20 protein-coding genes are annotated in these 19,646 nt (G+C 71.1%); 13 read left to right on the forward strand and 7 right to left on the reverse strand.

Annotated elements, in window-relative coordinates; genetic code table 11:
* The first annotated feature begins 93 nt into the window (after positions 1-93).
* The 4 genes from KXC43_RS22410 to KXC43_RS22425 all read left to right on the forward strand — a co-directional run bounded on the left by KXC43_RS22410 (position 94) and on the right by KXC43_RS22425 (position 3,429).
* Positions 94-825 carry an ABC transporter ATP-binding protein gene (locus KXC43_RS22410; RefSeq protein WP_221378163.1) on the forward strand — a complete coding sequence of 244 codons (732 nt, stop codon included), beginning with the start codon at positions 94-96 and terminating at the stop codon, positions 823-825.
* Between the two features lie 10 nt (positions 826-835).
* Positions 836-2,662, forward strand: a complete 1,827-nt coding sequence (locus KXC43_RS22415; protein ID WP_255644564.1) for an FtsX-like permease family protein — start codon at positions 836-838, stop codon at positions 2,660-2,662.
* A 93-nt stretch (positions 2,663-2,755) separates the two neighbouring features.
* Complete coding sequence (locus KXC43_RS22420; protein WP_221378078.1) at positions 2,756-3,040, forward strand: type II toxin-antitoxin system Phd/YefM family antitoxin; 285 nt, start codon at positions 2,756-2,758, stop codon at positions 3,038-3,040.
* The gene (locus KXC43_RS22425) at positions 3,037-3,429 is read left to right on the forward strand and encodes a type II toxin-antitoxin system VapC family toxin (RefSeq protein WP_221378079.1); all 393 of its coding nucleotides are present in this window, start codon (positions 3,037-3,039) and stop codon (positions 3,427-3,429) included. Before KXC43_RS22420 ends, KXC43_RS22425 begins: the two co-directional genes overlap by 4 nt.
* 68 nt (positions 3,430-3,497) lie before the next feature.
* On the opposite strand, the gene KXC43_RS22430 is transcribed toward KXC43_RS22425, so the two are convergent.
* Together KXC43_RS22430 and KXC43_RS22435 are read right to left on the reverse strand one after the other, a co-directional pair.
* The gene (locus KXC43_RS22430; protein WP_221378080.1) at positions 3,498-4,643 is read right to left on the reverse strand and encodes a DUF3616 domain-containing protein; all 1,146 of its coding nucleotides are present in this window, start codon (positions 4,641-4,643) and stop codon (positions 3,498-3,500) included.
* 57 nt (positions 4,644-4,700) lie between these two features.
* Positions 4,701-6,059, reverse strand: coding sequence for a M20/M25/M40 family metallo-hydrolase (locus tag KXC43_RS22435; protein WP_221378081.1), 1,359 nt, complete (start codon positions 6,057-6,059; stop codon positions 4,701-4,703).
* Between the two features lie 76 nt (positions 6,060-6,135).
* Between KXC43_RS22435 and KXC43_RS22440 the strand changes: the two genes are divergently transcribed.
* On the forward strand, positions 6,136-6,594 hold the full coding sequence (locus KXC43_RS22440; RefSeq protein ID WP_221378082.1) for an SRPBCC family protein: 459 nt from the start codon (positions 6,136-6,138) through the stop codon (positions 6,592-6,594).
* Between the two features lie 33 nt (positions 6,595-6,627).
* Here KXC43_RS22440 and KXC43_RS22445 read toward each other — a convergent pair whose 3' ends face one another.
* Together KXC43_RS22445 and KXC43_RS22450 are read right to left on the reverse strand one after the other, a co-directional pair.
* A complete protein-coding gene (locus tag KXC43_RS22445) occupies positions 6,628-7,803 on the reverse strand; it encodes an acyltransferase family protein (RefSeq protein WP_221378083.1) in 1,176 nt (391 codons plus the stop codon).
* Between the two features lie 140 nt (positions 7,804-7,943).
* On the reverse strand, positions 7,944-8,657 hold the full coding sequence (locus KXC43_RS22450) for a SanA/YdcF family protein (RefSeq protein ID WP_221378084.1): 714 nt from the start codon (positions 8,655-8,657) through the stop codon (positions 7,944-7,946).
* A gap of 9 nt (positions 8,658-8,666) precedes the next feature.
* Here KXC43_RS22450 and KXC43_RS22455 point away from each other — a divergent pair, with 9 nt between their 5' ends.
* Positions 8,667-9,380 carry a GNAT family N-acetyltransferase gene (locus tag KXC43_RS22455; RefSeq protein ID WP_308129191.1) on the forward strand — a complete coding sequence of 238 codons (714 nt, stop codon included), beginning with the start codon at positions 8,667-8,669 and terminating at the stop codon, positions 9,378-9,380.
* Here the strand turns inward: KXC43_RS22455 and KXC43_RS22460 are convergent.
* The 3 genes from KXC43_RS22460 to KXC43_RS22470 all read right to left on the reverse strand — a co-directional run bounded on the left by KXC43_RS22460 (position 9,370) and on the right by KXC43_RS22470 (position 12,668).
* Positions 9,370-11,622 carry an exo-beta-d-1,3/1,6-glucosidase gene (locus KXC43_RS22460; protein ID WP_221378085.1) on the reverse strand — a complete coding sequence of 751 codons (2,253 nt, stop codon included), beginning with the start codon at positions 11,620-11,622 and terminating at the stop codon, positions 9,370-9,372. The two genes, KXC43_RS22455 and KXC43_RS22460, sit on opposite strands and share 11 nt — an antisense overlap.
* A gap of 114 nt (positions 11,623-11,736) precedes the next feature.
* Positions 11,737-11,970: a hypothetical protein gene (locus KXC43_RS22465; protein ID WP_221378086.1), complete on the reverse strand. Its 234-nt coding sequence runs from the start codon at positions 11,968-11,970 to the stop codon at positions 11,737-11,739.
* A gap of 26 nt (positions 11,971-11,996) precedes the next feature.
* The gene (locus tag KXC43_RS22470; RefSeq protein ID WP_221378087.1) at positions 11,997-12,668 is read right to left on the reverse strand and encodes a Crp/Fnr family transcriptional regulator; all 672 of its coding nucleotides are present in this window, start codon (positions 12,666-12,668) and stop codon (positions 11,997-11,999) included.
* Between the two features lie 137 nt (positions 12,669-12,805).
* Here KXC43_RS22470 and argC point away from each other — a divergent pair, with 137 nt between their 5' ends.
* The 7 genes from argC to KXC43_RS22505 are packed head-to-tail and all read left to right on the forward strand — an operon-like array spanning position 12,806 to position 19,646.
* On the forward strand, positions 12,806-13,813 hold the full coding sequence (gene argC, locus KXC43_RS22475) for an N-acetyl-gamma-glutamyl-phosphate reductase (RefSeq protein ID WP_221378088.1): 1,008 nt from the start codon (positions 12,806-12,808) through the stop codon (positions 13,811-13,813).
* Complete coding sequence (argJ, locus tag KXC43_RS22480) at positions 13,810-14,982, forward strand: bifunctional glutamate N-acetyltransferase/amino-acid acetyltransferase ArgJ (protein ID WP_221378089.1); 1,173 nt, start codon at positions 13,810-13,812, stop codon at positions 14,980-14,982. Before argC ends, argJ begins: the two co-directional genes overlap by 4 nt.
* Positions 14,979-15,848, forward strand: coding sequence for an acetylglutamate kinase (gene argB / locus KXC43_RS22485; RefSeq protein ID WP_221378090.1), 870 nt, complete (start codon positions 14,979-14,981; stop codon positions 15,846-15,848). The genes argJ and argB overlap by 4 nt, the downstream gene beginning before the upstream one ends.
* Positions 15,845-16,999 carry an acetylornithine transaminase gene (locus KXC43_RS22490; protein ID WP_221378091.1) on the forward strand — a complete coding sequence of 385 codons (1,155 nt, stop codon included), beginning with the start codon at positions 15,845-15,847 and terminating at the stop codon, positions 16,997-16,999. Before argB ends, KXC43_RS22490 begins: the two co-directional genes overlap by 4 nt.
* Positions 16,996-17,925: an ornithine carbamoyltransferase gene (argF, locus tag KXC43_RS22495; protein ID WP_221378092.1), complete on the forward strand. Its 930-nt coding sequence runs from the start codon at positions 16,996-16,998 to the stop codon at positions 17,923-17,925. The genes KXC43_RS22490 and argF overlap by 4 nt, the downstream gene beginning before the upstream one ends.
* On the forward strand, positions 17,922-18,431 hold the full coding sequence (locus tag KXC43_RS22500; RefSeq protein WP_221378093.1) for an arginine repressor: 510 nt from the start codon (positions 17,922-17,924) through the stop codon (positions 18,429-18,431). Before argF ends, KXC43_RS22500 begins: the two co-directional genes overlap by 4 nt.
* 12 nt (positions 18,432-18,443) lie before the next feature.
* Positions 18,444-19,646: an argininosuccinate synthase gene (locus tag KXC43_RS22505; protein ID WP_221378094.1), complete on the forward strand. Its 1,203-nt coding sequence runs from the start codon at positions 18,444-18,446 to the stop codon at positions 19,644-19,646.

Here is a 19,646-nt window from a genome sequence, read left to right on the forward strand (position 1 = left end):
AAGCGGTAGAGGTGCTAGCACCACCCCGAACTGGGTGGTTGGCCGTAGCGACTCGCAGCAGCCTCGAAAATAGCGTTCTACAGCATGACGACTATGACGATGGCCCCGGCCGCGGTGGCGCTGCACGGGGTCAGCCGGGTGTTCGGCCGGGGGCCGGCGGCGGTCCGGGCCGTCGACGACGTGACGCTCGATTTTCCGCGGGGCGGCTGGACGGCGGTGATGGGCCCCTCCGGTTCGGGCAAGTCGACGCTGTTGCACTGCGCGGCCGGGCTCGAGCGGGTCGACGGCGGGCGGGTGCTGCTCGGGGACACCGAACTGACCTCGGCCGGCGACGCCGAGCTGACCGCGTTGCGGCGCACCCGGATCGGGTTCGTGTTCCAGAGTTTCAACCTCATCGGCGCGCTGACCGCCGAGCAGAACGTGGCGTTGCCGCTGCGGCTGGCCGGCAAGCGCCCGTCCCGGTCGGTTGTCCGCGCGACGCTCGACGCCGTCGGCCTGGCCGACCGCGCCCGGCACAAGCCCCGTGAGTTGTCCGGCGGGCAGCAGCAGCGGGTGGCGATCGCGCGGGCCATGGTGACCGGCCCCGAGGTGCTCTTCGCCGACGAGCCCACCGGCGCTCTCGATTCCACGGCCGCCCGCACGGTGCTCGACCTGCTGCGCGCGATGGCCGACGCCGGGCAGAGCATCGTGATGGTCACGCACGACCCGGGCGCCGCGGCCCGGGCCGACGCGGTGGTTTTCCTGCGTGACGGCCGGGTGGTCGACCGGCTGGCCGGAGCCGACGCGCGCGGGGTGGCCGACCGGCTCGGGGCCTGGGAGCGCTGAGATGCTGGGGATGAGCCGGGCCGGACTGGCCGAACGTTGGACGCTGTTCGTGGGCGCGCTGCTGTCGGTAGCTCTCGGGGTGGCGCTCGTGCAATCTTCGCTGCTGTTGCTGATCTCGGCCGCGGGGCAGAGCTCGGACGATGCCGCAGTGCCGATGCTGGGCGTCGTGCTGGGCGGATCGGTCTTCCTGGCCGGCTTCGTCATCAGTTCGACGTTCGCCTTCACCGTCGACCAGCGCCGCCGCGACCTGGCCCTGCTGCGGCTGGTCGGCGGCAGCCGCGGTCAGGTACGCCGGCTGTTGCTGGGTGAGGCGTTGCTGCTGGGCCTGACCGGCGCCGGGTTCGGCGTGCCGGCGGGGCTGGGGGTGATGGCGGTGCAGACGTGGCTGATGCGCCGGTTCGAGTTCGTGCCGCCGGGGTTCACCGGCGAGTGGCGGATGTGGATCCTCGGCGTCTCGTTCGGCACGGGCATCCTGCTCGCGGTGGCCGGTGTGCTGGTCGCGGCGCGGCGGGCGGCCCGGGTGCGGCCGCTGGAGGCGTTGCGCGAGAGCGGCGCGGCGGCCCGGGTGATGACGGCCGGGCGCTGGGTGGCCGGGCTGTTCTTCTTCGCCGGCGCGCTGGCGCTGGTCATCGTGGCCCCGCACGGCGGTCCGGCCGGCGGCCAGGCGATGGCGATGAACGTGGCCATGCCGGCTGCAGTGGCGATGGTGGCGTTCGGGCCGTTGCTGGTTCCGGTGCTGGCCCGGTTGGTGCCGTTCGGGGGCGGAGTGCTCGGGTCGCTGGCCCGGGCGAACGTGCGCGATGCCCGCCGGCGGTCGGCCTCGGTGGCGGCGCCGCTGATCGTGCTGGTCGCCCTGGTCGTGGGTAACACCGGCGCCGGGAGCTCGTTCACGGCGAGCGGCGTCGACGAACTGGCCCGCTCGACCCACGCCGACTTCGTGGTGGAGGCGCCGGTGCCGGCCGGAGCGGTGCCGGGTGTGGCCACCGTGTCCGCCGAGACCGCACTGCTCGCCGACGTCACGGTCGGGTCGGGCGACGAGCGGGAGACGACAGCGCTCGACGCGCTGGTGATCGACCCCCGGGCGTACGCGGCGGTGCACGGAACGGCGGTCGAGCTGAGCGGCCGGGCGGTGGCCCGGGGCCCCGGCGGTGAGGTGCCCGCCCGCGGCCGGGTGAGCGTCCGGCTGCCGGGGGCCGACCTCGGTCAGCTGCCGGTGGTGGCCGCAGTCCCCGAGCGGATGAGCGGCGGCGCGAGCCTGCTGCTGCCACCCGGTCTGGTGCCCGCGGCCGCACTGGCACAGGCCCCTACCCGCTCGTTCGTGGCGCTCGAGCCGGGCGCTGACCCGGCCGCCGTACGGGCCGAACTCGCCCGCCTGGGCCCGGTGAACACCGCCGGCGACTGGCTGCGCGCGGACGCCGAACAACGCAGCTCGACCACCAACAAGGTCATGCTGATCGTGCTCGGCCTGGGCGGCCTCTACGCGCTGATCGGCGTGATCAACTCGATCGTCATCGGCGCCGCCACCCGCCGCCGCGAGTTCGCCGAGGCCCGCGTGACCGGTCTGACCCGCGCCCAGGTCGTCCGGTCGGCCCTGCTCGAGGCGTACGCGGTGACCGCCGCCGCCCTGGTCCTGGGCGCCGTAGCCGCGTCGGCCGCCTTCTTCGCGGTGCTCGCCACCACCTCGGCCGTGACCGGTGCCGCCACCCTCGACCTGCCCTGGCCCCTGTTCGCCGCAGTAGCCGCGATCGCCCTGACCGTCACCGGCGCGACCAGCCTGATCACGTCCTGGTCGGCCACCCGCCACCCGCCAGTGAGCCTGCTGGCCGCCCGCGAGTGATCGGACTAAGATGTACCTACACTTCGCCGGGTGTAGGTACATTGCCGGGTGTCAACATTGCCGACTGTAGGGATATGGCCGAGGAGGTCGTCGATGAGTTCAGTTTCCGTCCGGGAGTTCTCCTACAACCCGAGCGCGATGTTCAACCGCGTCGAGCAGGGCGAGACGATCGAGGTGACTCGTCACGGCAAGGTCATCGCTGTGCTGTTGCCCGGGGCAAGTGGCTTGGGCCGCTATTCTCCTCTGGTCGCCAAGGGGCTGATCCGGCTCAAGGCCACCACGACAGCCGACCTCGACCAGATGCCGTCCTACGACGTTCCAGCCGGCGTCTCACCGCTCGACATCCTGCTGGACGCCCGAGCCGAGGACGACCGTTGATCTATCTGGATGCTTCCGCCCTCGTCACCCTCATTTCGAGGCGGACCTATGCCGAGGAACTGCGCCAGTTCCTGAGCGCCCGGCCGGGGATGCCGATGGCCACAAGTACCCTCGGCTTCGTCGAGACCGTCCGCACCATGGACCGTATCGGCGACTACCCCAGCCTCATGCGTGACCTCGTCGGCCGCTTCACGGAGATTCTGCTGACCGAAGAGGTCCGCGATGCGGCAGCCCAGCTGCCGGGCGCCCTCCGGACGCTCGATGCCATCCACGTGGCCAGCGCGCAGGTTCTCGGCGATTCTCTGGACACGCTGATCACCTACGACAAACGGATGATCGAGGTCGCCCGGGCGGAAGGGCTTCCGGTCGAGGCTCCGGGCTTCTTCTGACAGGCGTCGGCGCCAACAGGCCGAGCCGGCGTGGCGAATGGACGACAGGAGTGACGAAGAGCAGGCACCTAGCGTGATGGATCAAATCCCCATTCGTCGGCTTCGGCACGTTGGCCGGCGAGGAAGCCGCGGCCGGTCCTGTTGACTCTGCCGGTCGGCATGCGGACGACGTCGGCGATCACGGCGTCGTCGTCGGTCAGGCGGACTGCGGCCGGGCTGTCGTAGACGACCAGCAGGCGGCCTTCGCCGTATCTGCTGATGCCTTCCGCGTGGTCGTCGCCCTCGCCGTACGTCAGTTCGAGCACCCGGCTGATCAGGTCGCCCCGCACGATCGTCGGCTGCTCGGACCGGGCTGCGCCGTGCCAGCGGTAGACCCGCACCGGGCCGTCCAGGTCCATCGTCGGGCCGGCCAGGATCAGCAGGTCGTCGCCGTCGGGGCAGAGGTCGCGGACGCCCAGGCCGTCGAGCTTCAGCACGTGCTTGCGGTAGGTGAAGCCGTCCGCAAACTCGTGCAGCCGCAGCCGGTCGGGCTCGTCGGGGTCGATGTAGGGCCGCAGCTCCAGCACGAACGCCCAGCCGCGCAGCACCGGCCCGCGCAGGCCCAGGTAGATCCGGTCGCCGCTGACCGCGATGCCCTCGATGTCGAGCCCGTTGTCCTTGCCCGGGATCGGCAGGAACGGCGCCAGGTGCTCGTCGCGGCGAAGCAGGCGGCGCAGGTCGTCCTGGCCGCCCAGGGCGGCGGCGTAGTGCTTCTCGCCGTCGATCTCGATTTCCCGTACGGGGGTGGGTAGCCCGTCCACGTCGGCGATCGGGAGCCGTACGAGAATCTGGCGATTCTCCTGCCCCTCGATGCGCGCCAGCCGCTTGAGCGCCTTCGCCCCCTCGTGCCGCTGCTTGATCTGCTTGCGGCGCAGGCTGTGCGAGCCGATCGCCCACAGGAACGACCCGGACCGGGCCAGCCCTTCGACGTCGGCCTCCTCCTCGATGTCGGTGCCCGGCAGGCTGATGAAATCGCCCAGGCTGTACGTCGTCTCGTCGCCGAACTCGGTGGGCCGGGCCGGGTCGTCGGCGACCAGCCGTTCCACGGTCGCCGTCTCGTCGCCCGCGATCCACAGGACGGGACCGTCGAGGCGTACGGCGGAGAGGTTGGTGTGTGTCGCCGCGGCGCGCGACTTGTCCCCGAAGCGCAGCCGGACCGTGTGTTCCAAGGTCATGGTCATCATCGTCGCACCGGGGAACCACCCCGCGTGTCCGCTGACGGGATTGCGAAATCAGCTGGACGGGCGAGGTGCGGCGGCCGGACTGCGGTGCCCGTCGGCGTCCACCGCCCGTACGCCGAAGAAGACGTTGTCCTTGGAGAGGTCGATGGTCACCTCGCTGACCTTGCCCACGGCCCGCGAATGCTGCCAGTCGGCGGCGGTCGTCTCGCGCCACACCACCTCGTAGCCGGCCAGGTCGGGCTCGGCGCCGAGCTGCCAGCGCAGCGTGGTGGCGTTGGTGAGCTGGGTTGTGTCGATGACCAGGCCTTTCGGCGTGCCCGGGGCCTGGGCGAGCGACCAGAGTACGGAGGCGTTGGTTCGGGCCACCCGGGCGATGTACCCGAAGTCGCAGAATTCGACCAGGTCGCCGTACTGGACGCCGTTCTCGACGCGGACGTCCTGGTGCTCGTGGGCGAAGTTCTCCCGCGGTTCGGTGAATCGGGCCGCCGGATAGCCGCGGAGCAGGAACGAGATGTGGTCACTGCCGCGCAGATAGCGGTCACGGCGCCAGATGAGACGTACGTCGAGGTCGGTCCGCAGGTCGGCCACGAACCGCCCGAGCTGGCGGGACGGCCCGTCGTTCTCGCCGCCGACGCTCTTGCGGGTGGTCGCCTCGGCTGCCGTCTCCGAGGTGGGCACGCCCTCGACGAAGAGCCGCACCGACCGGTTGGCGGGCCGGGTGCCGTCGTGGGCGTCGCCCGTGCCGACGATGTCGTTGCTGAACATGGCCTGGATGTCGGCGCCCTGGTCTTTGTAGGACTGGGCCAGGTGGTCGGAGCCGTACAGCCCCTGTTCCTCGCCGGCCACGGCCGCGAACACGATGGTCGCCTCGGGACGGCGGGTGGCCAGCACCCGCGCCAACTCCATGATCACGGCGACTCCGGACGCGTCGTCGTCGGCGCCCGGCGCGTCCTTGACCGCGTCCATCACGTCGGTCACACGCGAGTCGTAGTGCCCGGTCACCACGTAGATCCGTTCCGGCGTGACACTGCCGCGCAGCGTGGCGACCACGTTGGTGATCGTGGTCGGCGCCGGGATGCGCGGCGAGACCGGCTGCACGAACGACTGCAACTCGACCGTCATCCGGCCGCCGGAGGCCGCCGCGTACCGCTGCAGCTCGGCGAAGATCCAGTCGCGCGCCGCCCCGATGCCGCGCACCGGATCGTCCTGGCTGGAAAGGGTGTGCCGGGTGCCGAACGAGACCAGCTTGCGGACGATGGCCTCGACCCGTTCGGGCTCGATCTCGCGCAGGATCGCCTTCAGCTCGCCCTGGGGAACCGCCCCGGCCCGGGCCCCGCTCGGAGCGACCAGCGGAGCTGCTGCAGCCGCCGCGGACACCGTCAGAAACGCACGCCGACTCGATGTGGCCATGCCGTCCACTCTGGTCCTCGAACGTCGAGATGTCCACGCTCATCTATGTCTTGGCATGCCCGGTTAGAGTCGCGTCATGATGGTGCGTACGCGGTGGAGCGTGCCGCAGAGCCCGGCCGAGATGTGGCCCGCGCTGTGTGACTCGCGCATCGAGCTGACCCCGCGCTGCCCGGTTTTCTACCTCGGCACGCCTCGACCCGCCGAGTGCCGGCTCCCCGAGGGTTCGGGCCAAGTGGGCGCGGCCCGGCAGTGTGTCTCCGAGCAGGGCACCATCCGCCAGCGCATCGACGTCTGGGAGCCGCCGGCCCGGCTCGCCTTCCACATGGAAGAGACCGACCTCTGCTTCGACCGCTTCGTCGACCGCCTGGGCGACACGTTCGAACTGACGCCGGAGGGCTCGGGCACCCGGATCACCCGTACGACAACGGTTTCCGTACGCCACCGGTTCGCGGGTCTGCTCTACCCGGCGCTCTGGGTGGGCCTGAAGTCGGTGCACCGCTTCGTTTTCCGCAACTGGCAACGTCAGGCGACGTAGAACGACAAGTCCTCATGCAGACCGGTTCGCATTTCAGCGCACGCCGAAAAGGAAGCGGGTGGGGGCGGTTCGGCGGACCAGCAGGTCGTAGACGGCGAACATGATGGCGAACGAGAGCGCGACTATCGCCAGGTACTTCACCAGCATCGGGGCGTTCCACCGGACGGCGAAGTAGGCCACCGTGACGACGATCGGCTGGTGGAGGATGTAGAGCGGTAGGGCTGCGGTCGCCAGATAGGCGTAGGTGCGTCGTTCCTGCACCGCGACCGATCGGCGAGGGCCGGCGTTTTCACTTGGGGTGGCGGCCTTTTCGGGGCCGCGGTCGAGCAAGCCCAGGATGGCGACGAGCCAGCACCAGCCGGCGGCGGCGAAGACGACTCGGGCGGCGATCGCGTGGGCCGTCATGTCGGTGAACGGTTCGCCGTCGGCCGAGCCGAGCAGCGCGCCGGAGGCGCCGAACAACAAGAAACCGATGATGGCGGCCGGTTTGGCGTCGCGGCGCATTCCCGTACGGAAGCGGTCGTCACCGGCGAGGACGAAGCCGTACAGAAACAGCAGCAGGTAGGCCCAGCGGCTCCATCCCGCGAACGCTTCCTCCATGCCCAGCAGGGCGCCGACGACGATCAGCGGAATGGCCGGGAGCACCAGCAGCACACCCCGGCGGGACACGAAGCCCAGCCGTGCGACCGGCAGCCATCGCGCCATCAGAGCCAGGATCAGCGAGAACGTCAGCAACAGCACGACGAACCACAGATGCCCGCTCTCGAAATAGTCACCCTGCACCAGGAACGGGAAGTCGGCCAGGCTCAGGTGGACGTCGAGGAAGTGCAGCAGAAACCGGGGATACGACTCGTCGTAGCCCGGGTCGGCCGCCTTCAACCGCAGCCATTGCGGCACCGGAACGAGGGTCAGCGTCGCGAAGACCAGCGGAACCCCGAGGCGCAGCAACCTTTCCCGGACGAAGCCACCGCTGCCCCGGCGCTGCATCGAATGCCACGCCCCGAATCCCGCGATCAGGAACAGCGCCGGCATCGCCCACACCACGCCCAGCCCGGCCACCCAGGTCACGGCCTCGGTCGTCTGCGCATTCTTGACGTAGAAGTCGTCGCGCTCGTCGAACACGAGCGCACTGTGAAAGAACACCAGTCCCAGAACAACCACAAGCCGGATCGCATCCAGTTCGGGCCGCCGTGCTTCATCCCCCGCCATGCCGCCACGCTATGGTGCCCAGCATGGGAGCGGAAGCCGCGGGAAAGTCCCGTTGCTCGATCCGTCCGGCGAGCGTTCTCCGCTCCATCGCGTGGAGCTCCCGCAAGAACATCCGCCCGCCACCGAAGTCGACCGTCAGGTCAGGGGGCGGCGACGGCGTCGTGGACTGTTGTCTCCTGGCGGCCCAGGAAGACGGGGTCGCGGTGGGAGATGACGTCGGTCACGGCCTTGACGATGGCGCCGCGTTCGCGGATCACGGAGTTGCGCCACGGTTCTTGGTAAATTTTGACGGAGTCGTCGCCGACGCCGGTGGCTTCGATGCCCTGGCTGCGGCACAGGGCCACCGCGCGGTCCAGGTGGTAGGTCTGGGTGACGACGATGGCCTGGCGGACGCCGAAGATGCGGCCGGCCCGGGCACACGAGTCGTAGGTGTCGAAGCCGGCGTAGTCGAGGGCGACCCGCGACGCCGGCACACCCCGGGCCACCAGGTAGACCTCCGACATGCCGGGCTCGTCGTACTCCCAGCGGCTGTGGTCGCCGGAGACCAGGATCGCCTTGACCTTGCCCGCGTCGAGCAGGCGCCGGGCGATGTCGAGGCGGGCGGCCAGGAAAGGCGAGGGCGAGCCGTCGGGGTACACCTCGGCCCCGAGCACCAGCGCGACCGGCGCCGCGGGCACGTCGGCCTCGCTGTAGACGTGGCCCTGGGCGGCGGCGCGGGTCCACAGTTCGCCGCCGGCGGAGGTCAGCCCGCCCACGGCTACGGTCAGGACGACGGCCAGAACCGCGAGGCGGAGCAGGCGGCGGCGGCTGATGATCGGCACCCGACCGACGATGCCAGTCCGTGTCAACGCCATGATGGGATCGTGCCCAGCATCGATGATCTGGCCGCCGCCACCGAGGACGACTCCTTCATGCGGTGGGCAGGCGATCGGCCCGGCGTACGGATCTGGATCGAGCCCCGCGCGGCGGTGGTCGCCGTCCCGGCCCTGTCCCGCCATGACCGGCTGGCCATCCACGGCGAGCCGGGCGCCCTCGCGGGGCTGCTGAGCCGGGTGATGCCCGAGGTCGGCCCGAGCTACCGCCCGTTCGGCAACGAGACCACCGTCGTCGAGACCGCGGAGCTACTGCCCGCAATATCGGTCGCAGGCCGTTTCGCGTGGATGGAGACGGCCACAGCGCCCGCGGGCGGTCGCGGCGAATGGCTCACCGACGACGATCTGCCCGAAGTCGAGGCGCTGCTGGAAAAGGACTTTCCCGACTCGTACGCCCGTCCCGGCGCTCCGGGCGTGACGAGGTGGGCCGGTCAGCGCGACGAGGCCGGCGCCCTGGCCGTGGTGGCCGCCGACGCCTGGTCGAGCCCGCGGATCGGCCTCATGGGCGGCGTCGCCACCCGATCCGACCAGCGTGGTCGGGGACGGGCGGCGACGCTGTGCGCCTTCGTGACGGGTGAGCTGCTGACCGGCCGGTACCGGGTCGCGTTGCTCGCCGACTACTGGAATGTCGCGGCCGTGGCCACGTACCGCAAATTAGGTTTTGCCCTGAAGCCCTTGGCCGCCGCCCACCACGTCACTGACTGACGATCCGGAACGGCGCCCGCAGCAGGTCGCGCTCGCGGGAGCTCGGCCCGACCAGCAGCTCGAAGTCGCCCGGCTCGACGATGCGCCGGCCGTCCGCGGTGACCAGCGAGCACGCCGACGCCGGCAGCTCGAGCTCGACGGTGACGGTCTCGCCGGCCGGCACCTCGACCTGGCGGTACGCCTTGAGCTCGCGGCCGGCCCAGGTCACCGACGTGACCAGGTCGCTGATGTACGCCTGCACGGTCTCGAGCGCGGGCCGGGCGCCGCTGTTGGTGAGCGTGACCGTCGCCCGCACGACCTCGTCGGCCGGCACCGACGGCGTGGTGACCGTCAGATCCCCGTACGTCAAGGTCGTGTAGCTCAGGCCCTCGCCGAAGGCGAACAGCGGATCCTGCGTGAGGTCGGCGTAGCGGCTGCCGTGCTGACCGCGGATGGTGTTGTAGTAGACCGGCTGCTGGCCGACGTGCCGCGCCACCGACAGCGGCAGCCGGCCGCTCGGCTCGATGTGGCCGAGGATCAGCTCGGCGATCGCCCGGCCGCCCCGCATGCCCGGGTTGAAGGCCTGGATGATCGCCGCCGCGCCCAGGGCCGACGGCGGCAGAACGGTGGGCTTCGAGTTGACCAGCACGACGATCATCGGGGTCTTGGTGGCGGCGATGGCGTCGAGCAGCGCGATCTGGCCGCCCTGGAGCTCGAGCGTGGCCGTCGACTTGTGCTCGCCGGTCAGGTTGACCGTGTCGCCCACCACGACCACCGCGTAGTCCGAGCGGACCGCCTTGTCGCGGGCCACGTCGATCAAGTGGCGGTCGATCGGGGCGCCGACCGAGATCGGCGGGCGCGGCTGGCCGTCGGGATAGGTGGCGCCCTCGGGGTCGGGCACCAGGCGCTCGATGTCGGCGCCGCGGGCGTGCTCGATCACCCAGTTGGCCGGGGCGACGGCGCGGAAGCCGTCGAGCACCGTCTCGGTCAGCTCGCGCGGGTGGCCGTCGGGCATCCAGTCGACCTGGCCCGAGTCGCCGGCCCAGTCGCCGAGCTGGGCCGAGACGCTGTCGGCGTTGGGCCCGACGACGGCGATGCGACGGAACTTGCCGGCCGGTTCGACCGGCAGCACGCCGTCGTTCTTGAGCAGGACCAGCGAGCGGCGGGCGACCTCGAGGTTGAGCTCGGCGTGCTCGGCCGCCCCGATCACTTCCCGCTGGCGGGCCGGGTCGGGGGCGCGCGGGTTCTCGAAGAGACCCAGCTCGAACTTGAGGCGCAGGATCCGGCGTACGGCCTGGTCGATCTCCTCCTCGCGGAGCAGGCCGCGCTCGACCGCCTCCTGAGCGCCCTCGAAGAAGCCGGGAGTGACCATGACCAGGTCGTTGCCGGCCTGCACGGCGACCGCGGCGGCCTCGGCGTAGTCGGCGCAGACCTTCTGTTCCCAGACCATGCGGCCGACGTTGTCCCAGTCGGTGACGAGGGTGCCGGTGAAGCCCCACTCCTGTTTGAGGACGTCGTTGAGCAGCCACTTGTTGGCGGTGATGGGAACGCCGTCCATCGACTGGTAGCCGAGCATGAACACCCGGCAGCCTTCCTTGGCGACCCGCTCGAACGGCGGCAGGAACCAGGAGCGCAGCTTGCGCGGGCTGATGTCGGCCTCGCTGGCGTCGCGGCCGCCCTGGGTCTCGGAGTAGCCGGCGAAGTGCTTCGCGGTGGCCAGGATCGCGGTCGGGTCGTCGAGGCCGCCGCCCTGGTAGCCGCGGATCATCGCCGAGCCGAACTCGCCGATCAGGAACGGATCCTCGCCGAACGTCTCGTCGACCCGGCCCCAGCGCAGGTCGCGCGTGATGCACAGGACGGGGGAGAAGGTCCAGTGGATGCCGGTCGCCGCCACCTCGACGGCGGTGACCCGGGCGACCCGTTCGATCAGGTCGGCGTCCCAGCTCGCGGCCATGCCGAGCTGGGTCGGGAAGATCGTCGCTCCCGGCCAGAACGAGTGGCCGTGGATGCAGTCCTCCGCGGTGAGCAGCGGGATCTGCAGCCGGGTCTTGGCGACGAGGTCGATCGCCTCGAGCATCTTGGCCGGCGAGGTGTGCAGGATCGAGCCCGCCAGCTTCTCGCTGACGATCTCTTTCACGTCGCCCCGGGCATCCAGCTGGAGCATCTGACCCACCTTTTCGGGCAGAGTCATCCTGCTCAGCAGGTCGTCGACACGTTCGTCGACGGTCAGGGACTCATCCCGGTACGGGATGTCTGCGGGCACGTGCGCCTCCGGTCGTCACGACCGCGGTGGCACGGTCATCGAAACACGAACAACCCGGAGTCTTCCAGGACGGAACCGGTTACGGGAGCCCGCCCCGGTTCCGGAACTGTTCACTTAGTTGTCCGGATCGCTTTCGTCGATGCTCGGCGCCTCGATACCGGCTGCCTCGATCGCGTCGAGCCGGGCCTCGGCCGCCTCTTTCTCCCGCTCGACCAGCGTCGCGTACTCGACCAGCACGGACGGGTCGGTCGTGTCCTCGAGCCGGTCGAAGAACCGCTGCGTGGTGCGGACAGCTTCGGCGTACGCCTCGGCGGCCTCGCGGAGGGCGATGATCGTCTTGTCAGCCATGCGCCAGTCTTACCACCAATCGGGTTTCAGGGGCGGGTGGCTGCGCGCAGGCGTTGCGGGTCCCACACGGTTATGCGGCCATAACGGGTGCTGACGAGGTGTGCGTCACGCAGTTCGCGCAGGGCCTTGTGGACCGAGCCCTCGGCCGCGCCGCAGAGGGCCGCCAGCTCGGGCTGGGTGAGGCGGACGGCCAGCTCGACGGCGCCGTGGCTCAGGGGATGGCCGTGCTGCTCGGCCAGCTCGGCGAGGATCCGGGCCACGCGTACGCGGATCGGGTAGACGGTGAAGTCGATCTGCCGCCGGTTGGCCCACCGCAGGCGGGTGGCGACCATGGTGGCCACGGCCACCGCGGCGTCGGGATGCCGGGCCAGGAACGGGGTGAACCGCCCGGCCGGGATCATGACGACGCTACCGGGGCCGGACATCGTGATCGTGGCGCAGCGCGGCGCGCCGTCCAGCGCCGCCATCTCGCCGACCAGGTCGCCGGCGGCGCGGATGGAGATCAGCGACTTGCCGGCCGACACCTTGGCCACGCCGCGCCGGATGACGACCACGTGGGACTCGGCGCTGCCCTCGCGCATGAGGACCCCGCCCGTGGGCATGGCCTGTTCCGGCCCCAGCCGCAGCAGGGCCCGGACGGTGGGTTCGGCGAGCGCGGCGAGCAACGAACCGCGCGGCCACGTCTCGAGCGTGCTCATCTTCCGAGCACACCGCACGATCGGTGCGCGCGCCAGAGCTCTGGGTCACGATGTGACCAGCGACTCGCGGGTGAACCTGGTTGCCCCCGTCGTGGGCGGCTTGATACGGTCCTCTGCATAGTCATGCGGAGGTTGGTATGGGAATCCGGGTCGCAGTCGCCGGAGCAAGTGGATATGCCGGGGGCGAGTTGCTGCGCCTGCTCGCCGGGCATCCCGAGTTCGACCTCGTGGCCGCCACGGCACACTCACAGGCCGGGTCGCACGTCACCGCCGTGCACCCCCAGCTGGCCGGTCTCGACCTCACGCTCACCGCGACCGACGCGGCCGGCCTGAGCGAGGCCGACCTGGTGTTTCTCGCCCTGCCCCACGGGCAGTCGGCGGCGCTCGCGGCCCAGCTGCCCGAGTCGGTCAAGGTGGTCGACCTGGGCGCCGACTTCCGGCTTCAGGACGCCGCGCTGTGGGAGCGGTACTACGGCGGCGCGCACGCCGGCACGTGGACCTACGGGTTACCTGAACTGCCCGGCCGGCGCGAGCTGATCGCCGCCTCCGATCGGGTGGCGAATACAGGGTGTTATGCGGCCACCATCACACTCGCGCTGGCCCCGCTGATCGCCTCCGGGCTCGCCGACCCGGCCGACGTGGTCGTCGTGGCGTCCTCCGGCACGTCCGGCGCGGGCCGCTCGGCCAAGGTGAATCTGCTGGCCAGTGAGATCATGGGCGACCTCTCGCCCTACAAGGTCGGCGCCCACCAGCACGTCCCCGAGATCAAGCAGGCGACCGGCGCGACGTCGCTGTCGATGACGCCCGTGCTCGCCCCCATGCCGCGCGGCATCCTCGCCACGGTCACAGCGCGTTTCGCCGCCTCGGCGACGGGCGACCCGCGTGAGGTTCTGGCCGCCGCGTACGCCGACGAGCCCTTCGTCCACGTCCTGCCCGAGGGTTCGTGGCCGCACACGGCCGCGACCGCCGGCTCCAACTCCTGCCACCTGCAGGCCACCGTCGACGTCGATTCCGGCCGCATCGTGGTGGTCAGCGCGCTCGACAACCTCGGCAAGGGCGCCGCCGGCCAGGCGGTGCAGTGCGCCAACCTCATGTCCGGCCTGCCCGAAACGATGGGCCTGTCCGTGTTCGGAGTCGCACCGTGACCGTCACCCACCCCAAGGGCTTCCGGGCCTCCGGCGTCGCCGCCGGCCTCAAGCCCTCCGGAAATCCCGACGTCGCCCTGGTCGTCAACGACGGCCCCGACTTCACCGCCGCCGGCGTCTTCACCGGCAACCGCGTCAAGGCGGCGCCCGTGCTCTGGAGCCAGCAGGTGCTCAAGGGCGGCGTCGTGCGAGCGGTCGTGCTCAACTCGGGCGGCGCCAACGCCTGCACCGGCACGCAGGGCTTCCGCGACACCCACGCCACCGCCGAGCACACCGCGACCGTGCTGCGCGGCGGTCCCAAGCCCCAGCTGATCGGGGCCGGCGACGTGGCCGTCTGCTCCACCGGTCTGATCGGCGAGCTGCTGCCGATGCAGAAGCTGCTGCCCGGTGTGGCGGCCGCGGCGAAGGAGCTGAAGGCCGACGGCGGCCCGAAGGCGGCCGAGGCGATCATGACGACCGACACCGTGGCCAAGAACGCGGTCGTCGAGGGCGACGGCTGGTCGGTCGGCGGCATCGCCAAGGGCGCCGGCATGCTGGCCCCGGCCCTGGCCACGATGCTCGTGGTCATCACCACCGACGCGAGCGCGGGCAACGACGTGCTCGACGCCGCGCTGCGTGAGGCGACCCGGCTCACCTTCGACCGGATCGACGCCGACGGCTGCATGTCCACCAACGACACGGTTCTGCTGCTGGCCAGTGGCGCCTCCGACGTGCAGCCCTCGCCCGAGGAGCTGACCGCCGCCGTCACCGAGGTCTGCCACAACCTGGCCCAGCAGCTCATCGCCGACGCCGAGGGCGCCACCAAACACATCGCCATCGAGGTGAAGGGCGCGGCCAGCGAGGCCGACGCGGTCGAGGTGGGCCGCACGGTCGCCCGCAACAACCTCGTCAAGACGGCCCTGTTCGGCAACGACCCCAACTGGGGCCGCATCCTGGCCGCGGTGGGCACGACGGCGGCGCGCTTCGAGCCCGACCGGGTCGATGTGGCGATCAACGACGTGTGGATCTGCAAGGGCGGGGCGGCCGCCGACGACCGCTCCAAGGTCGACCTCAGCGGCCGCGACGTGAAGATCACGGTCAACCTGCGCGAGGGCGAGATGGAGGCGACGATCTGGACCACGGATCTGTCCCACGCCTACGTGCACGAGAACTCGGCGTACTCGTCATGACGTCTCCGGTCGAGAAGGCCGAGGTGCTGATCGAGGCGCTGCCCTGGCTGGAGCGCTTCCACGGCTCGACGATCGTCATCAAGTACGGCGGCAACGCCATGATCAGGCCGGAGCTCCAGCAGGCGTTCGCGGCCGACATGGCCTTCCTGCGCTACGCCGGCATCCGCCCGGTGGTCGTGCACGGCGGCGGCCCGCAGATCAGCCGCATGCTCGACCGCTTCGGCATCGAGAGCGAGTTCCGCGGCGGCCTGCGGGTCACCACGCCCGAGGCGATGGAGGTCGTCCGCATGGTGCTGACCGGGCAGGTCGGCCGCGAGCTGGTCGGGCTCATCAACCGCCACGGCCCGCTCGCCGTCGGGCTCTCCGGCGAGGACGCCCACCTGTTCACCGCCGTCCGCCGGGGCGCCGTCGTCGACGGCGAGACCGTCGACATCGGCCTGGTCGGTGACGTCGACCGGGTCGACACGTCGGCCGTCGACGACCTCATCGCGGCCGGCCGCATCCCGGTCATCGCCAGCGTCGCCCCGGACGTCGACGGCGTGGTGCACAACGTGAACGCCGATACCGCCGCCGCCGCGCTGGCCGAGGCGCTGGGCGCGCACAAGCTGGTGGTGCTCACCGACGTCCCCGGCCTCTATACCGACTGGCCCGACACGTCCTCGCTGGTCACCGAGATCGACGCCGACGCGCTGGCCAAGCTGCTGCCCCGGCTCGAGTCGGGCATGGCGCCCAAGATGGAGGCCTGCCTGCGCGCGGTCCGTGGCGGAGTGCCCGCGGCGCACGTCATCGACGGCCGCATCGCCCACTCGACCCTGCTCGAAGTCTTCACCCCGGAAGGAATAGGAACGATGGTGGTCCCCTCATGAGCTCGCTGATCGAGCGGTGGTCCCAGGCCGGGATGAACAACTACGGCACCCCGCAGGCCGCTCTGGTGCGCGGTGAGGGGGCCGTGCTGACCGCTGACGACGGCAAGCAGTACGTCGACTTCCTGGGCGGCATCGCGGTCAACGCGCTCGGCCACGCCCACCCGGCCGTGGTCGCCGCCGTCACCCAGCAGATCCAGCAGCTGGGCCACGTCTCCAACTTCTACGTGGCCGAGCCGCCGGTCGCGCTGGCCGAACTGCTGCTGGCGCTGGCCGGCCGGGCCGGGCGGGTCGTGTTCACCAACTCGGGCGCCGAGGCCAACGAGGCCGCCTTCAAGATCTCCCGCCTCACCGGCCGCACCCACGTCGTGGCCACCGACGGCGCGTTCCACGGGCGCACCATGGGCGCGCTCGCGCTGACCGGCCAGCCGGCCAAGGCAGACCCCTTCCGGCCGCTGCCGGGAGCGGTGACCCACATCCCGTTCGGTGATCTGCCGGCCCTGGCGGCGGCGGTCACCGACGAGACCGCCATGGTGATCCTCGAGCCGATCCAGGGCGAGAACGGCGTCGTCGTGCCGCCGGCCGGCTACCTGGCCGGGGCCCGCGAGATCTGCACGGCCAAGGGCGCGCTGCTCGTGCTCGACGAGGTGCAGACCGGCATCGGCCGCACCGGCCACTGGTTCCACCACCAGAGCGAGGGCGTCGAGCCCGACATCATCACCCTGGCCAAGGGCCTCGGCGGTGGCCTGCCCATCGGCGCCTGCGTCGCCTTCGGCCGGGCCGCCGAGCTGCTGACCCCCGGCTCGCACGGCACCACGTTCGGCGGCAACCCCGTCTCCTGCGCGGCCGGCCTCGCGGTGATCCGCACGATCGCCGGCGAGGGCCTGCTCGACCACGTCAAGCGGGTCGGCGAGCAGCTGCGCCGCGGCATCGAGGGCCTCGACCACCCACTGATCAAGCACGTGCGCGGCGCCGGTCTGCTGCTGGGGATCGTGCTCAACGAGCCCGAGTCGGCCCGCATCGCCGCCGCCCTCAAGGAGGCCGGGTTCCTGGTGAACGCCCCGCAGCCCGACGTCATCCGCCTCGCCCCGCCGCTGATCATCAGCACCGAGCAGGCCGACGCCCTCATCGCGGCCCTGGGCGGTGTGCTGTGACCCGCCACTTCCTGCGTGACGACGATCTTTCGCCCGACGAGCAGAATGCGGTGATCGAGCTCGCGGCCGAGATGAAGGCCGACCGGTTCAAATACACGCCGCTCCAGGGCCCGCGCTCGGTCGCCGTCTTCTTCGACAAGGTCAGCCTGCGCACCCGGCTCTCGTTCGAGGCGGGCATCGCCGAGCTGGGTGGCCAGCCGATGATCGTCGACACCCACGCCACCCACTTCGGCCGGGGCGAGTCGCTCAGCGACGCCGGCCGGGTGGTCTCGCGCTACGTGGCCGCGATGGTCTTCCGGACGACCGGCGACGAGCGCCTGACCGAGCTGGCCTCCGGCGTCAACGTCCCGGTGATCAACGCGCTCACCGACGGCTTCCACCCCTGCCAGCTGCTGGCCGACCTGCTCACGATCCGCGAGCGGCTCGGATCGGCCCAGGGCCGGAAGCTGGCCTACGTGGGCGACGCGGCCAACAACATGGCGCACTCCTACCTGCTGGCCGGCGCGACCGCCGGCATGCACGTCCGGGTGGCCGGCCCGTCCGGCTTCGACCCGGCGGCGGCGGTGGTGTCGCGGGCCGCCGAGATCGCCGCCTGGACGGGCGGCTCGGTCGAGGTGCTGCGCGACCCCTTCGAGGCCGCCGACGGCGTCAACGTGCTGGCCACCGACACGTGGACCTCGATGGGCCAGGAGGACGACGGGCGCGACCGGCGCACCCCGTTCTGGCCCTACCAGGTCAACGAGAAGCTGCTGGCGACGGCGTCGAGCGACGCGATCGTGCTGCACTGCCTGCCCGCGCACCGCGGCGAAGAGATCACCGACGACGTCATGGACGGCCCGCACAGCGCCGTCTTCGACCAGGCCGAGAATCGGTTGCACGCCCAGAAGGCGCTGCTGGCCTGGCTGCTGGGGGTGAATGCGCAGTGACCGGGCCGGTGACCCGCGCGGGGCGGCACGCCCGGATCGTGGAGTTGATCCGGGACAAGGCGATCCGCTCGCAGACCGAGCTGGCCGACCTGCTGGCCGGCGAGGGTGTGCAGGTCACCCAGGCCACCCTCTCGCGCGATCTGGAAGAGCTGGGCGCCGTCAAGGTCAGCGGCGCCTACCTGATCCCTGAGGACGGCAAGCGCCCCCTGCGCGAGACGACCGAGCAGGGCCCGGCCCGGCTGCTGAGACTGCTGCGTGAGCTGCTCACCGGCGTCGACTACAGCGCCAACATCGCCGTGCTGCGCACCCCGCCGGGCGCCGCGCACTTCCTGGCCAGCGCGCTCGACCGGGCCGGCCTGACCGATGTCGTCGGCACGATCGCCGGCGACGACACCATCCTCGTCGTCTCCCGCGACGCCACCGGCGGCAAGGCGCTGGCGGCCAAGCTCGCCGACTGGGCGGGCCACAACTCCGACAAGCCGAACGCCGAGTACCGACACTTCTGAAAGGAGCCTCCCGTGAGCGAGCGGGTCGTTCTTGCCTATTCCGGGGGGCTCGACACCTCCGTGGCCATTCCCTATCTCGCCGACCAGGTCGGCGGTGAGGTCATCGCGGTCGCGCTCGACGTCGGCCAGGGCGGCGAGAACATGGAGGTCATCCGGCAGCGCGCGCTCGACTGCGGGGCCGCCGAGAGCATCGTGGTGGACGCCCGCGAGGAGTTCGCCGCCGACTTCTGCCTGCCCGCCCTGCGCGCCAACGCCCTCTACATGGACCGCTACCCGCTGGTCTCGGCGCTCAGCCGCCCGCTGATCGTGCGGCACCTGGTCCAGGCGGCCAAGCAGCACGGCGGCACAGTGGTCTCGCACGGCTGCACCGGCAAGGGCAACGACCAGGTGCGCTTCGAGGTCGGCATCGGCGCGCTGGCCCCCGGCCTCAAGGTGGTCGCCCCGGCCCGCGACTTCGCCTGGACCCGCGACAAGGCGATCGCGCTGGCCGAGGAGAAGGGCCTGCCGATCGACGTGTCGCACAAGTCGCCCTACTCGATCGACCAGAACCTGTGGGGCCGCGCGGTCGAGACGGGCTTTCTCGAGGACATCTGGAACGCCCCGATCGAGGACATCTACTCCTACACCCAGGACCCGGCCGTCGCCCGGGACCCCGACGAGGTGGTCATCACCTTCGACCAGGGCAACCCGGTCGCCCTCGACGGCGAGACGGTCACCCCGTTCCAGGCGATCACCGAGCTGAACCGCCGGGCCGGGGCGCAGGGTGTCGGTCGCCTCGACATGGTGGAGGATCGTCTGGTCGGCATCAAGAGCCGCGAGGTCTACGAGGCCCCGGGCGCGATCGCGCTGATCGCGGCCCACCAGGAACTCGAGAACGTGACCGTCGAGCGCGACCTGGCCCGCTTCAAGCGCTCGGTCGACCAGCGCTGGGGTGAGCTGGTGTACGACGGCCTCTGGTTCTCGCCGCTGAAGCAGTCGCTGGACGCCTTCATCGACGACAGCCAGAAGCACGTGTCGGGCGAGGTGCGCCTCACCCTGCACGGGGGCCGGGCCACGGTCACCGGCCGGCGTTCCGAGGCCAGCCTGTACGACTTCGGCCTGGCCACGTACGACACCGGCGACACGTTCGACCAGTCCCTGGCCAAGGGTTTCGTGCAGCTCTGGGGCTTGCCGTCGCGCATGGCGTCGGCCCGTGACGCGCGCCTGGCAGACTGA

The organism is Paractinoplanes polyasparticus (assembly GCF_019710575.1).
In the GTDB taxonomy this organism is placed as follows: Bacteria; Actinomycetota; Actinomycetes; order Mycobacteriales; family Micromonosporaceae; genus Actinoplanes; species Actinoplanes polyasparticus.

Bases quoted from the DNA above. Each gene is read 5' to 3' on its own strand.
- KXC43_RS22430 (WP_221378080.1), bottom strand. From the start codon at position 4,643: ATGACCTTGGAACACACGGTCCGGCTGCGCTTCGGGGACAAGTCGCGC.
- KXC43_RS22420 (WP_221378078.1), top strand. From the start codon at position 2,756: ATGAGTTCAGTTTCCGTCCGGGAGTTCTCCTACAACCCGAGCGCGATG.
- KXC43_RS22490 (WP_221378091.1), top strand. From the start codon at position 15,845: ATGAGCTCGCTGATCGAGCGGTGGTCCCAGGCCGGGATGAACAACTAC.
- KXC43_RS22435 (WP_221378081.1), bottom strand. From the start codon at position 6,059: ATGGCCACATCGAGTCGGCGTGCGTTTCTGACGGTGTCCGCGGCGGCT.
- KXC43_RS22465 (WP_221378086.1), bottom strand. From the start codon at position 11,970: ATGGCTGACAAGACGATCATCGCCCTCCGCGAGGCCGCCGAGGCGTAC.
- KXC43_RS22440 (WP_221378082.1), top strand. From the start codon at position 6,136: ATGATGGTGCGTACGCGGTGGAGCGTGCCGCAGAGCCCGGCCGAGATG.
- KXC43_RS22445 (WP_221378083.1), bottom strand. From the start codon at position 7,803: ATGGCGGGGGATGAAGCACGGCGGCCCGAACTGGATGCGATCCGGCTT.
- KXC43_RS22410 (WP_221378163.1), top strand. From the start codon at position 94: ATGACGATGGCCCCGGCCGCGGTGGCGCTGCACGGGGTCAGCCGGGTG.
- argB (WP_221378090.1), top strand. From the start codon at position 14,979: ATGACGTCTCCGGTCGAGAAGGCCGAGGTGCTGATCGAGGCGCTGCCC.
- argC (WP_221378088.1), top strand. From the start codon at position 12,806: ATGGGAATCCGGGTCGCAGTCGCCGGAGCAAGTGGATATGCCGGGGGC.
- KXC43_RS22450 (WP_221378084.1), bottom strand. From the start codon at position 8,657: ATGGCGTTGACACGGACTGGCATCGTCGGTCGGGTGCCGATCATCAGC.
- KXC43_RS22470 (WP_221378087.1), bottom strand. From the start codon at position 12,668: ATGAGCACGCTCGAGACGTGGCCGCGCGGTTCGTTGCTCGCCGCGCTC.
- KXC43_RS22415 (WP_255644564.1), top strand. From the start codon at position 836: ATGAGCCGGGCCGGACTGGCCGAACGTTGGACGCTGTTCGTGGGCGCG.